Raw genomic sequence first — 13464 nt, 5'->3', positions numbered from 1 at the left:
GCCTGCCTCAGCCCTCGCCGTCCTCCTCCCATCCGAAGCTCTTCTCCACCGCCTTGCGCCAGTTGTGGTACTCGCGCTCGCGTGTCTCGGCGGACATGGACGGCGTCCACTCGGCGTCCTTCGCCCAGTGCGCCTTGAGCTCGTCCAGGTCGTTCCACACGCCGGTGGCCAGCCCGGCCGCGTACGCGGCGCCCAGACAGGTCGTCTCGGAGATCTTGGGTCGGATCACCGGTACGTCGAGCACATCCGCCTGGTGCTGCATGAGGAGGTTGTTCTTCGTCATGCCGCCGTCGACCTTCAGACTGGTGATCTGCACCCCGGAGTCCTGGTACATGGCGTCCACGACCTCGCGCGTCTGCCAGCTCGTCGCCTCCAGCACCGCCCGTGCCAGGTGCCCCTTGGTGACGTAGCGCGTCAGTCCGGTGACGACCCCGCGCGCGTCGGAGCGCCAGTAGGGGGCGAACAGACCGGAGAAGGCGGGGACGATGTACGCGCCGCCGTTGTCCTCGACGCTCGCCGCGAGGGACTCGATCTCGTCGGCGGTGCGGATGATGCCGAGCTGGTCGCGGAACCACTGGACGAGCGCGCCCGTGATGGCTATCGCCCCCTCCAGGCAGTAGACCGGCGCCTCACTGCCGATCTTGTAACCCATCGTCGTCAGCAACCCGCTCTTCGAGGGCACCGGCCGGTTGCCCGTGTTGAGCAGCAGGAAGCTGCCCGTGCCGTAGGTGTTCTTCGCCGTGCCCACGTCGTAGCAGGCCTGCCCGAACACGGCCGCCTGCTGGTCGCCCAGGGCCGAGGCCACGGGCACGCCCGACAGCTGCCCGACGGCGGTCCCGTACACCTCGGCGGAGGACCTGATCTCCGGCAGCATCGCCTCGGGCACGTTCATGGCGGACAGGATCGAGGAGTCCCACTGAAGGGTCTCCAGATTCATCAGCATGGTGCGGCCGGCGTTCGTCACGTCCGTGACGTGGTGGCCGCCGTCCGTGCCGCCGGTGAGGTTCCAGATCAGCCAGGAGTCGATGGTGCCGAAGGCGATCTCGCCGCGCTCGGCGCGGTCCCTGAGCCCGGGCACGTTGTCCAGCAGCCAGGCCGCCTTGGGGCCGGAGAAGTAGCTGGCCAGTGGCAGCCCGGTCTGCTCGCGGAAACGGTCCTGCCCGTCCGAACCACCCAGTTGGTTGCACAGGGCCGCCGTGCGCGTGTCCTGCCACACGATCGCGTTGTGCACCGGCTTGCCCGTCGCGCGGTCCCACAGCACCGTCGTCTCGCGCTGGTTGGTGATGCCGAGCGCGCTGAGCTGGTCGGCGCGCAGCCCCGCCTTGGCGATCGCGCCGGCCACCACCGCCTGCACCTTGGACCAGATCTCGGTGGCGTCGTGCTCGACCCAGCCGGGCTTGGGGAAGATCTGGCGGTGCTCGCGCTGGTCGACCGCCACGATGGCGCCGTTCCGGTCGAAGATGATGCAGCGGCTGGAGGTGGTGCCCTGGTCGATTGCGGCGACGTACTTCTCGGCGTTGTCCGTCATGGCTACCCCTTGGGCTGAGTCAGAAGGCTGCGTTGTAGATGAGGCCGGCCAGTACACCGCCGATCAATGGACCGACGACCGGGATCCACGAGTAGCCCCAGTCGGACGTGCCCTTGTTCGGAATCGGCAGGAAGGTGTGCACGATGCGCGGGCCGAGGTCGCGCGCAGGGTTGATGGCGTACCCGGTGGGACCGCCCAGCGAGAGGCCGATACCGACGACCAGGAGGGCGACCAGCAGAATCGCGATGCCGGAGCCGTAGATGCCGTCGGCCTGACCCGCGATCTGACCGATGCCGATGCCCTCCACGTGCTTGTTGTTCCCGACCAGGGCGAGGATGGGCAGCACCAGGGAGATGGTGCCGATGATCTCGGTGATCAGGTTGGCGACCGGATTCCGGATCTCGGGGATCGTGGAGAAGATGCCGAGCGTCGGAACCGGCTCGTCCACGGTGCCGTCCGTGGTGCCCGTCTGCCGCACGTTGGCCTGGAACTGAGCCATGTACGTCAGGTAGCAGAGCACAGCACCGATCATGGCGCCGGCCATCTGACCGAGCACATAGACCCAGACCTTGTCCCACACGCCGGTGTCGATGGCGAGTCCGAAGGTCACGGCCGGGTTGAGGTGACCGCCGGACAGCGGGGCGGCCGTGTAGGCGCCCGCGAGGACGCCGAAACCCCAGCCGAACGTGATCACTATCCAGCCGGCAGCTCGCGCCTTGGAGAATCTCAGGGTGACGGCGGCGCATACGCCGGCGCCGAACAGGATCAGTATCGCCGTACCGATCAACTCGCCGAGGAATATGTCTCCGTTGCTCATGGCGGCTCCTAGGCCCTGGCCCGGGGCGATCGACCCCGTTCCTCCGTGCAGGGTGCGTTCCCATGGCGACTTCAGCCGAAGGCAGGGGGTCCCGCGCCCCGCCCGGCGTCCGTGACGAGCGTGCCGTCGCAGCCGACTCGCCCGTGAGGGAAGGGCTTGTCCGGACGGAACCGCGCGGCGCAGTGCGTGGATACGCCGAGAATGTACGGCGATGTCGGCTGACACCGGGAAGTGTTCACCGGTGTCCGGGGGGCGTCAAGGTCGCTGACGCCAGCGGTTGCGGGTGTGCCGATGATTCACGGGTTGTCGCCGAACGGGCTTCCGGACGACCGCTCGGGGTGGGACGGACACCTGGGCCCTGCTGAGGTCGACGGGGGAGGCAAGCTCCTGCTGAACCCGGCAGGGATCGAAGGCCATGGGTGACTGTATGGGGGCCGCACGGACACCTTTCGGCCTCCGCCGCCCTGTTTGGGAAAAGCGTCTCACCCCGGCCCCGGCTCCGCCACCGCGCATTCGGCCTGGGCGGACACCGCCCCGCGCAGGATCTGGTGTCCGGGCACCCCCGCGCGGCCCATCACCCAGCTCACTCCGCTCAACGACTTCGCGGCCTTCTTCAGGGGTGCCAGACACGAGGCCGCCTGACGGTGGTCGGTCACACTGCCGGGTGCGCACAGGACCGTGGCCAGGGAAAGCGTGACGGGACGCCCGCCTGCCGACCAGGGCGCGTCCAGCACGGACGCGACCAGCGGATTCAGCCCGTCCGGTTCGGCGAGCACCAGGAAGTCGTCGCCGCCGATGTGCCCCACGCGCGTGGTGTCCGATGCCGCGTGCTGCAGCGCCCGCCCCACCGACCGGATCAATTCGTCGCCGGCCGCGAACCCCGCCCCGTCGTTGACCTGCTTGAAGTGGTCCACGTCCAGCCAACTCAGCGCAAAGGTCCGCCCGTCCGCGATCCGCCGGTCCACCTCACCGGTGATCGCGTCCGACCCGGGCAGCCTGGTGAGCGGATTGAGCCCGGCCGCCTCCTCGACGCGGGTCTCCGCCAGGGCCCGTACGAGGTCCGCGAGCCGCACGACCCCCACGCAACGGCCGCACCGGTCGACGACGGCCACGTCGTCCGAGGTACGGTCCCGGCCCCCGACCGCGACCACGTCCAGCACCTCCCACGCGGTGGCGTCCACGCCCACCGCGCGCGGCGGATCGCCGAGCTTGGCCGCGGGCCGGTCGGCGTACAGGGCGTGGCCGTAACGGCCCGACATCGACAGCAGAAAGCGGGAACGGTGCACCGACCGCACCGGCACGCCGTTCACGTCGACCAGCAGCACCCCGGACACGTCCGGTGACCCGGTCAGCAAGGCCCGTACCTGGCCCGCGGAGGCGGTGGCGGGCAGCAGCGCCGCAGGCCGGACGAACTCGCGCACCGACGGGCCGGAGCGGCGCGTCATCTCAGGGCCGGGGGAGCGCGGCGGAACGTACACGTCAGCGGTCGGCAGCCGGGCCGGTGGAGCGAACAGCTCGCCCTGAGCCAGCTGGGCACCGCCCGACCGCGCGCTCGCGCACTGCGACTCCGTCTCCACGCCCTCGACGCACAGGAGCGCGTCCAACTGCTCGCAAAGCATCCGCATCGCCCGTACCGCCGCGGGCCGCGACAGTGCGGACGCGTCCAGTTTGACCAGGTCCGGCGCCATGTCGGTGAGCAACCGCAGCGGCAGGTCCCCGTCACCGACACCGTCCGCGCTGATGCGGAAGCCCTGCTCCCGCAGCGCGCCGATCGCCTCCAGCAGCGCCCGTTGAGGCACGTGCGTGTACGGCGGACCGACGTCGATCGTCACCTCCCACGGCAGCCGCCCGGCCGCCCGCACCACGTCGTGCAACGGCGTGAGACCGCCCAGGTCGGCGAGAGTTCCGGCGAAGACGTTGATGTACAGAGGCAGCAGCGTCTCCTTGCGGACCGCCGCACGGAAGGCGGACACGGCCAGCAGGCCGTCGACTTCGGGATCACGGCGGGCCTCGGCCAGGATGTCACCGGCTTCCGGGCGGGCGAGTATCTCCAGCCCCGCGACTCCGCAGGTGGTCAGGTTGACCACTGGCTGGAAGGCGAAGCGGAGAGTGTCCGTCCAGGAGCTCACGGGAGCATGATGTCCGCCGCCTGATCGCGCCCGAGCCCAGTTCATACGACGTTCACGCAGCATTCCGGACGGGTCACACTGCGTAGACGACCGCAGGGCGCATCCGATCTCGGACGCCGGCCTCACCGCGGCCCTCGAAAGCCCTCGCGAGGCACGGGTGACCAACCCCCGAAAGACCCGCTTCCAGTGATCGGATACAGTCCGCGGCGTGTCCGAAACTCAGCACTCCGCCCCCAACTCCGCAGCGGGCTCCCATTGTTCGAGCTGCGGCGCGCCCTACGGAGAGGGCGTTTCCGGCTGGCCCCGCACCTGCCCGGCGTGCGGCACCGTGGCCTACCGCAATCCGCTTCCGGTGGCGGTCGCACTCCAGCCCGTCTACGACGCGAAGGGCACCGCCCTGGTCGTCATCACCCGCACGGTAGGCCCCGCGCGCGGAGGCATCGCTCTGCCCGGCGGCTACATCGACGACCGTGAGGACTGGCGGCAAGCAGTCGTCCGCGAACTCCAGGAAGAGACCGGCATCGACGCGGCCGGCCGCGATGTACGCCTCGCCGACGCCATGAGCTCTCCCGACGGGCACCTGCTGCTGTTCGGCCTCCTTCCGGAACGGCCCGCCGACCGTCTGCCGACGTCGGTGGCCACGGACGAAACCGAGGGCTGGCACCTGTTGCGCAGGCCCGAGGAACTCGCCTTCCCGCTGCACACCCTCGCCGTACGGGCCTTCTTCGAGGGCCGCTACGTCTGAGCTCCACGCTCGCCGAGTCCTCGTACGCGCACGGGATACGGCGACGCGAGCACGCCGTCATCGAACTCCTGCTCGACGACCAGCTTCCGGCCCCGCCAGCGGGTGACGTAGCGCTCGACCTCCGGTTCGTCCCAGCCGTCTCCCGCATCCGGCACCACCAGCCCGCCCCCGGCACGTCCCCGGGCGGGCGCCCACACCTCCAGTTCCAGTCCGCCGTCGTCCCCGCGGACGGGAACGACCGCACCCGCGCGCGCGAGCACGGGGACCCGGGACAGGGGAGCGTCCACGAGAACCTGCCCCGGCCCCTCGTACGCCCGCTCCGTCGCCGTGTCGTACCAGCGCCCCCGCGGAAGCTGCACCGCACGCCGGTCGGCACCCGGATCCAGCACCGGCACCACCAGCAGACAGTCGCCCAGCAGGAACGCGTCCTCACAGTCGCGCAGCGCACGGTCCTCGGGAGCGGACCACCACGTCGGACGCACGTACGGCGCCCCCGTGCGCTGGGCCAGATGCGCCAGCGTCAGGAAGTACGGCAGCAGCCGCCGACGCTCGACGAGCGCCACGCGCGCGTGCTCCAGCACTTCGGGACCGAACTCCCACGGTTCCCTGCGCCCCGCGCGCAGGCTCGCGTGCGTACGGAAGAGCGGCAGATACGCGGCCAGCTGGAACCACCGCACATAAAGTTCGGGCGACGGGCTGCCGTCGAACCCGCCCACGTCCGGCCCCGAGTAGGGGACCCCGCACAGCCCGAGGCCCATCACCAGTGACAGTGACGCCCGCAGCCCGGGCCACCCCGTGGCCACGTCACCGGACCAGGTCCCCCCGTACCGCTGCATGCCGGCCCAACCGGAACGGGAGAGGACGAAGGGCCGCTCCTGCGGCAGCAGATCGCGCAGCCCCTCGTAGCCCGCCCTGGCCATGCACAGCCCGTAGACGTTGTGCGCCTCCCGATGATCTCCGCCCCGCCCCTCCAAGGAGTGCCTCGCCGAACGCGGCAGCGTCGACTCCCCGAAAGCGGCGAACGAGGTCGGCTCGTTCATGTCGTGCCAGAAACCCGAGAACCCCTGCCCGAGACGCTCCTCGTACAGACCACCCCACCACTCACGCACGCGCGCGTGGGTGAAATCGGGAAAGACCGACTCCCCGGGCCACACCACCCCGCGCACGAGCCGCCCGGAGGCATCCCTGACAAAGGCGTCCTCGGTCGTCCCGCTGTCGTACACGTCGTTGCCCGGCGTGGCCCTGACCGCCGGGTCGACGATCGACACCAGCCGGATCCCGTCCCGCCGCAACTCCTCGGCGAGCTGCGGCAGTTTCGGGAAGTTGTCATGATCGACCGTGAACACCTGGTGCTCGTCGTAGTGGTCGATGTCCAGATGAACCGCGTCCAGCGGAAGGTCGCGCTCCAGATACCCCGAAACGATTCGCCGCACCTCCTGCTCGCTGCCGAAACCCCAGCGCGCGTGGTGATGGCCCAGTGCCCACGCGGGGGGCGGTGCGGCCGCACCCGTCAGAGAGGCCCAGACGAGCAGCACGCGCGCGGGGGTGCCCACCATCACCCAGCACCGCAGCGGGCCGCCCTCCATGCGCAACTCGCTGGTCCCCGCCCGGTCATGTCCCGAACCAGCCCCCTCCTCGCCCTCGCGCAAGGTCACCGTGCCGTCCCAGGAATTGTCGTGGAACACCAGATGCGTGGCCGCATCGGCCACGACCAGCTGCACCGGCATGGTGATGTACAGCGGATCATCGCCCGGGTCGAACGCATGTCCGGGATCGGTGTTCCACAGCCGGTACGTGCCGTTCCGCAACCGTGGACCCGCCGCCCGCCCGCCGAGCCCGAAGAACCTCGCGTCGGCCGCCACCTCCGACCGCTGCATCCACCGCGCCGACCCACCGCCGACGGGCTCCCACCAACGCGGCGGAAGATCCCGGCGCAGCGTCACCCCACCGGGCGTCTGCACCTCCACCGCACCGTGCCGCGAGATCACGACCGTCACCCGCTCGGCCACCACGCGCCAGCCACCGTCCTTGTCCGGCTCCAGCACCGCCCGAGGGTCCGGCTCCGGACAACGTCCCGCAAGCGCGTACGACGGCTCGGGAGCGGCCCCGTCCCACCCCCAGAAGACGGCACCGTGCACGGTGACGACGACGTGGAGCTCGGACCGGCTGAACCGGATCACACCGCCCCCCGGCCCGGGCCGCACGTCCTGCACCGGCCCGGGCACCCGAGCCCGCTCCGCGCCCCGGGGCGGCAGCCCCTCGGCGTCGACGCGCCTCCTGCGCCACGCCGCTCGTACGGTACGCAACCCCTGGGCAGCCCCCACAGAACCGACCACCCTCATCGAACGCACCAGGTCACGACCGTCCATGCTGCTCAGCCTGCCACTGTCCGCCCCACGCGCGTGTGGCGTTCAACTGCCGTTCACCCATGACGGGACCACATCTTCACGACGCGGACTGTGTGGGGCGCACCCTGGTGCAGAAGTCGATCACATGGCATCGTCCGTGTCATCCGCGTCACGCGCACACCCCGCCGTGCGCGGAGGACGCACACGACGCGCACAGTCCGGGAGCCGCCCCATGTCGATCTCCAACCCCCAGCCGCTGTGGCAGCCAGATCCACAGCGCATCGCACAGGCCCAGGTCACCAGATTCCAGGCCTGGGCCGCGGAACGCCACGGTGCCCCCTCCGAGGGCGGCTACCCGGCCCTCCACCGCTGGTCGGTCGACGAACTGGACACCTTCTGGAAAGCCGTCACCGAGTGGTTCGACGTACGCTTCGCCACCCCCTACACGCGCGTACTGGGCGATCGCTCCATGCCCGGTGCCCAGTGGTTCCCCGGCGCGACCCTGAACTACGCCGAGCACGCCCTGCGTGCCGCCGAGACCCGCGCAGACGAACCCGCGCTCGTGCACGTCGACGAAACGCACGAACCCCGTCCCACGGCCTGGCGCGAGCTGCGCCGCCAAGTGGGCTCCCTGGCCGCCGAGCTGCGCGCCCTCGGCGTACGCCCAGGAGACCGTGTCAGCGGCTACCTCCCGAACATCCCCGAGGCCGTCGTCGCCCTCCTCGCCACCGCCGCCGTGGGCGGCGTCTGGACCTCCTGCGCCCCGGACTTCGGCGCCCGCAGTGTTCTGGACCGTTTCCAGCAGGTCGAACCGGTCGTCCTGTTCACCGTCGACGGCTACCGATACGGCGGCAAGGAGCACGACCGCCGCGACATCGTGACCGAGCTCCGCGCCGAACTGCCCACCCTTCGAGCCGTCGTCCACATCCCCCTGCTCGGCACCGACGCCCCCGAAGGCGCCCTGGAATGGTCGGCCCTCACCGCCGCCGACGAGGAACCGGTCTTCGAGCAGGTGCCCTTCGACCACCCCCTCTGGGTGCTCTACTCCTCCGGCACCACCGGCCTGCCCAAGGCCATCGTCCAGTCCCAGGGCGGCATCCTCGTCGAACACCTCAAGCAGCTCGGCCTGCACTGCGACCTGGGCCCTGAGGACCGCTTCTTCTGGTACACCTCGACCGGCTGGATGATGTGGAACTTCCTCGTCTCCGGCCTCCTCACCGGCACCACGATCGTCCTCTACGACGGCAGCCCCGGGTACCCCGACACGGGCGCCCAGTGGCGGATCGCCGAACGCACGGGAGCCACCCTCTACGGCACCTCCGCCGCGTACGTCATGGCCTGCCGCAAGGCCGGCGTACGTCCCGCACACGACTTCGACCTCACCCGCGTGCGGTGCGTGGCCACCACCGGATCACCGCTGCCGCCCGACGGCTTCCGCTGGCTGCACGACGAGGTCCGCGACGACCTCTGGATCGCCTCCGTCAGCGGCGGCACGGACGTCTGCTCCTGCTTCGCCGGAGCCGTGCCCACCCTCCCCGTGTACGTCGGCGAACTCCAGGCCCCCGGCCTGGGTACCGACCTGCAGTCCTGGGACCCCAGCGGCAGACCGCTCACCGACGAGGTGGGCGAACTCGTGGTCACCAACCCCATGCCGTCCATGCCGATCCACTTCTGGAACGACCCCGACGGCAGCCGTTACCACGACAGCTACTTCGACACCTACCCGGGCGTGTGGCGACACGGCGACTGGATCACCGTCACCTCACGAGGCTCCGTCGTCATCCACGGACGCTCCGACTCGACCCTCAACCGCCAGGGCGTACGCATGGGCTCGGCCGACATCTACGAAGCCGTGGAGCGCCTCCCCGAGATCAAGGAATCCCTGGTCATCGGTATCGAACAGCCCGACGGCGGCTACTGGATGCCCCTGTTCGTCCACCTGGTCCCCGGAGCAGTCCTGGACGAAGCCCTCCTCGACCGCATCAAGCAGACCATCCGTGACCAGCTCTCACCACGCCACGTCCCCGACGAGATCATCGAAGTCCCCGGCGTCCCCCACACACTCACCGGAAAGCGCATCGAGGTCCCGGTCAAGCGCCTCCTCCAAGGCGCCCCCCTGGAGAAGGCGGTCAACCCGGGCTCCATCGACAACCTCGACCTGCTGCACTTCTACGAGGAACTCGCCCGCAAACGCGCCTGACCGACCACGCCGGCCTTCGACACCGGCCTCGGGGCGGGTACCGAGGCCGGCACGTCCGCGTTGTCAGTGCCCCCGATTACTGTGAGTGAGCATTGATCGACTGCACAGCACAGGGGGAACCATGGCGCACACCGACCGCCACACGATGCGACGCGTCCTGCGCCGCGAAATCGCCGGCACCATCGGCCTGCTGACCGACGAACACGATTTCCGTGCCATGCGGCGCTATCGCAGCTTCACCTTCGACGACCACAAGATCTACCTGGAACAGGTGGAGGCCCTCCTCAGGACGCGGGCCTCCCAGGGCAGCCACACGACGATCGCCCTCTTCGATCCACAGGAGTACGCCGACTACTGCGCCGAAACCGGGCTCGATCCCGACATCCCGACGAGCCGCACACGCTTCACCTCCGAGCTGGCCGCCACAGGCCCCACCGTCCCGTACGACGGCCGACCGCTGGCAGACCTCGTCCCGGCCCTCGTCGACGAAGCCATCCGACAGGCCACCTGGGAGTACGCCTCCACACTCCTCGCACGACTCGGCCCCTGCCCCACCTGCGGCGAGGACATCGGCCGCGCAGCCTACGCCCGCGCCTCGAACGTCCTCCTGCGCATCTTGGAGACCGCCGAACCGGGCAACCGGCACCTCGTCTGCAGCGTGACCGGAGCCCCGGAAACGCTCGTCTCCGTCCTCCACGCCGACGGCGACGCCCAAGGCACCACGCATCTGGACGAGGCCGAAACGCTGGAATTCACCACGGTCCTGGCCCTCGGCCTCGCCACGAGGAGCCCCGGCGGACTCGTCATGCGCACCAGCGCCCCGGGCAGGACGGACCGCATCTACGGATGGCGCCTGCGCGGAGACCGTCTGGAACCCCTCACCGCCGGCGAGGTCTTCGACGCCTACTGCACCGACGTCGAATCCGGGGACCTCATCTCTCCCGAATCGGGCGTCGACTACTGCGTACCGCCAGACCTCGGCGATGACGAGGTGCCCCCGGGACACCACCACTGAACGCGCGGGGGGCGCCCCACCTTCCGGCGGAGCGCCCCCTGCACGATCGGCGTGCAGCCGTACCGCACCGGCTACTCGCCGGACAGCACCGCCTGAGCGGCCTGGCGCGCCTCCTCGGCACTGTCCGCCGCACGCGCCGCCGCCGCGGCACGCTCACACTGCGCCAGCGTGTACTTCGCCAGCGTCGCGCGGACATAGGGGATCGACGCCGCACCCATGGACAGGGAGGTGACACCCAGACCGGTCAGCACACAGGCCAACAGCGGGTCCGACGCAGCCTCACCGCATACGCCGCAACTCTTCCCCTCGGCCTCGGCCGCCTCTGCGGCCAGCGAGACCAGGTCGAGCAGCGCGGGCTGCCACGGATCCTGCAGACGGGACACCGCACCCACCTGACGGTCTGCGGCGAAGGTGTACTGCGCGAGGTCGTTCGTTCCCAGGGACAGGAACTCGACCTCCTGCAGGATCGAGCGAGCCCGCAGCGCGGCCGACGGAATCTCCACCATCGCGCCGAACTTCGCCTGCAGCCCAGCCGCCCGGCATGCGTCCGCGAACGCCCTGGCATCGGCGCGGTCCGCCACCATCGGGGCCATGACCTCGAGATGGACAGGCAGCCCCTCGGCGGCCTTCGCGAGCGAGGTCAGCTGAGTGCGCAGCACCTCGGGGTGGTCCAGCAGGGTCCGCAGCCCGCGAACACCCAGCGCCGGGTTCGGCTCATCGGCCGGCGTCAGGAAGTCCAGCGGCTTGTCCGCCCCCGCGTCGAGGACTCGGACGACGACACGCCCCTCGGGGAACGCCTCAAGAACCTGCCGATACGCCTCGACCTGCTTCTCCTGCGACGGGGCGTTCTTGCTGTCGTCCAGGAAGAGGAACTCGGTACGGAACAGACCGACACCCTCAGCACCCGCCTCGACGGCGGCGGGAACGTCGGAGGGCCCACCGACGTTGGCCAGCAGCGGCACCTTGTGGCCGTCGGCGGTGGCGCCCGGGCCTGTCGACGCCGCGAGCGCGGCCTTGCGCGCCGCGGCAGCGGCCTCGAGCTCCGCCTTCTTCTCGTCGCTCGGGTTCACGAAGATGTCGCCGGTGCTCCCGTCGACGGCGATGACCGTGCCTTCGGCCAGCTCACCGGCACCAGGCAGCGCGACGACAGCAGGCACACCCAGCGCCCTCGCCAGAATCGCGCTGTGGCTGGTCGGCCCGCCCTCCTCCGTGACAAAGCCGAGAACGAGCGTCGGGTCCAGCAGCGCCGTGTCGGCCGGGGCGAGGTCGCGGGCGACGAGGACGTACGGCTCGTCGCTGTCCGGCACACCCGGCATCGGGACCCCGAGCAAACGAGCGACGATACGATTCCGCACGTCATCCAGGTCTGCCACGCGTCCGGCAAGGTACTCGCCGGCGCCGGCCAGCAGCTCGCGGTACGCGGCAAAGGCGTCGTAGACGGCGCGCTCGGCCGTGCTTCCGACAGCGATACGGCGGTCCACATCCGACATGAGTTCGGGGTCCTGGGCCATCATGGCCTGAGCCTCGAGCACGGCCTGGGCTTCGCCCCCCGCCAGATTGCCGCGCGCTACGAGGTCGGCTGCCACCGCCTCCACAGCCTTGCGAGCGCGCCCCTGCTCACGCTCCGCGTCCTCGGCCGGAATCTGCTTGGCCGGCGGTTCGAGGACCGCCGTTCCCATGTGCCGTACCTCGCCGATCGCCACACCGTGGCTCACACCGACGCCTCGCAGCGTTGTCTCCATCTCACCCGTCTCCGATAGTGCGGCGGGTCCCGCCGCCGCGGTGGTTGTCGTCTCTACTTGCCGTCATTGCGACGGCACCTCGTCACTTCCAGAGGAAGAGACTGTCGCCGGCCTTCACATCGCCGTTGTCACGCAGATCGGAGAGGGACTCCGCCGTGGCCTCGAGGGCCACGATCGGGCACACCGGCGATTTACCGGCAGCCTCGACGGCCGACGGGTTCCAGCGGACGATGCCCTGGCCGCGGGTGACGGTGTCGCCCTTGTTCACGAGTAGCTCGAAGCCCTCTCCATTGAGTTGTACGGTGTCGATACCGAGATGCGTCAGCACACCGTGCCCCTGGTCGTCCACGACCACGAAGGCATGCGGATGGAGAGAGACGATGACCCCGTCCACGGGCGACACGGCCTCGGAGGGCTCACGCACGGGGTCGATCGCGGTGCCCGGGCCGACCATGGCCCCGGAGAAGACAGGATCGGGCACGGATGCCAGTCCGACGGCGCGTCCTGCCAGCGGGGACGTCACGGTGGTCATGGGAAGCCTCCCAGAGGTGGAGATCAATATGGCCGTCCCTGCCAGTGCCGGACGGCACACTGTTCAGCAGGGTATGTCACTTGAACTGCCGGTTCCGCGTGAGCGCACCGGAGTGGTCTAGACCATACCCCAAACGGATTTGCACCGGCTCCGAGGCCGCGTGTACAGTCGTACTCCTGCTTGGGGCTGAGAGGCGCCACGGTGTGTCCTCGCCCAGCAGATCAAACTCATCAGATCCTATCCTTGGGTCGCCTTCTGCATGCCTGCAGGACGGTGGTCGGAGGGCCGGAAAAACACTGATAGAGTTTGAAACACCGAAGGGAAGCGCCCGGAGGAAAGCCCGAGAGGGTGAGTACGAAGGAAGCGACCGTTCCTTGAGAACTCAACAGCGTGCCAAAAGTCAACGCC

9 protein-coding genes are annotated in these 13464 nt (G+C 69.9%); 3 read left to right on the top strand and 6 right to left on the bottom strand.

Annotation, left to right across the window (positions count from 1 at the left end):
* Positions 1-7 precede the first annotated feature (7 nt).
* From glpK to ACWCPI_RS19640, 3 genes are all read right to left on the bottom strand, one after another.
* Positions 8-1528 (bottom strand): glycerol kinase GlpK, encoded by a 1521-nt coding sequence (gene glpK / locus ACWCPI_RS19650; protein WP_451039322.1) that lies wholly within the window; start codon positions 1526-1528, stop codon positions 8-10.
* A 19-nt stretch (positions 1529-1547) separates the two neighbouring features.
* Positions 1548-2345 (bottom strand): MIP/aquaporin family protein, encoded by a 798-nt coding sequence (locus tag ACWCPI_RS19645; RefSeq protein ID WP_451039321.1) that lies wholly within the window; start codon positions 2343-2345, stop codon positions 1548-1550.
* A 482-nt stretch (positions 2346-2827) separates the two neighbouring features.
* Positions 2828-4474 carry an EAL domain-containing protein gene (locus tag ACWCPI_RS19640; protein ID WP_451039320.1) on the bottom strand — a complete coding sequence of 549 codons (1647 nt, stop codon included), beginning with the start codon at positions 4472-4474 and terminating at the stop codon, positions 2828-2830.
* Between the two features lie 208 nt (positions 4475-4682).
* Here ACWCPI_RS19640 and ACWCPI_RS19635 point away from each other — a divergent pair, with 208 nt between their 5' ends.
* Positions 4683-5219 (top strand): NUDIX domain-containing protein, encoded by a 537-nt coding sequence (locus ACWCPI_RS19635; protein ID WP_451039319.1) that lies wholly within the window; start codon positions 4683-4685, stop codon positions 5217-5219.
* Here the strand turns inward: ACWCPI_RS19635 and ACWCPI_RS19630 are convergent.
* Entirely contained in the window at positions 5210-7588 is a 2379-nt protein-coding gene (locus ACWCPI_RS19630; RefSeq protein WP_451039318.1) for a glycoside hydrolase family 31 protein, read from the bottom strand. The genes ACWCPI_RS19635 and ACWCPI_RS19630 overlap by 10 nt on opposite strands.
* 211 nt (positions 7589-7799) lie before the next feature.
* Here ACWCPI_RS19630 and ACWCPI_RS19625 point away from each other — a divergent pair, with 211 nt between their 5' ends.
* Complete coding sequence (locus ACWCPI_RS19625; protein WP_451039317.1) at positions 7800-9767, top strand: acetoacetate--CoA ligase; 1968 nt, start codon at positions 7800-7802, stop codon at positions 9765-9767.
* A 121-nt stretch (positions 9768-9888) separates the two neighbouring features.
* Positions 9889-10782, top strand: a complete 894-nt coding sequence (locus ACWCPI_RS19620; protein ID WP_451039316.1) for a hypothetical protein — start codon at positions 9889-9891, stop codon at positions 10780-10782.
* 71 nt (positions 10783-10853) lie between these two features.
* Here the strand turns inward: ACWCPI_RS19620 and ptsP are convergent, their stop codons facing one another.
* Both ptsP and ACWCPI_RS19610 read right to left on the bottom strand, forming a co-directional pair.
* A complete protein-coding gene (gene ptsP, locus ACWCPI_RS19615) occupies positions 10854-12524 on the bottom strand; it encodes a phosphoenolpyruvate--protein phosphotransferase (RefSeq protein WP_451039315.1) in 1671 nt (556 codons plus the stop codon).
* Positions 12525-12606: 82 nt separating this feature from the next.
* Positions 12607-13056, bottom strand: a complete 450-nt coding sequence (locus ACWCPI_RS19610; protein WP_388807279.1) for a PTS sugar transporter subunit IIA — start codon at positions 13054-13056, stop codon at positions 12607-12609.
* Between the last annotated feature and the right edge of the window lie 408 nt (positions 13057-13464).

Source organism: Streptomyces sp. NPDC001920 (genome assembly GCF_053594495.1).
Note: the sequence above shows the minus strand (reverse complement) of the source record. Positions and strands in the feature narration are given on the sequence as shown.

Bases quoted from the DNA above. Each gene is read 5' to 3' on its own strand.
- glpK (WP_451039322.1), bottom strand. From the start codon at position 1,528: ATGACGGACAACGCCGAGAAGTACGTCGCCGCAATCGACCAGGGCACC.
- ACWCPI_RS19645 (WP_451039321.1), bottom strand. From the start codon at position 2,345: ATGAGCAACGGAGACATATTCCTCGGCGAGTTGATCGGTACGGCGATA.
- ACWCPI_RS19630 (WP_451039318.1), bottom strand. From the start codon at position 7,588: ATGGACGGTCGTGACCTGGTGCGTTCGATGAGGGTGGTCGGTTCTGTG.
- ACWCPI_RS19625 (WP_451039317.1), top strand. From the start codon at position 7,800: ATGTCGATCTCCAACCCCCAGCCGCTGTGGCAGCCAGATCCACAGCGC.
- ACWCPI_RS19620 (WP_451039316.1), top strand. From the start codon at position 9,889: ATGGCGCACACCGACCGCCACACGATGCGACGCGTCCTGCGCCGCGAA.
- ptsP (WP_451039315.1), bottom strand. From the start codon at position 12,524: ATGGAGACAACGCTGCGAGGCGTCGGTGTGAGCCACGGTGTGGCGATC.
- ACWCPI_RS19610 (WP_388807279.1), bottom strand. From the start codon at position 13,056: ATGACCACCGTGACGTCCCCGCTGGCAGGACGCGCCGTCGGACTGGCA.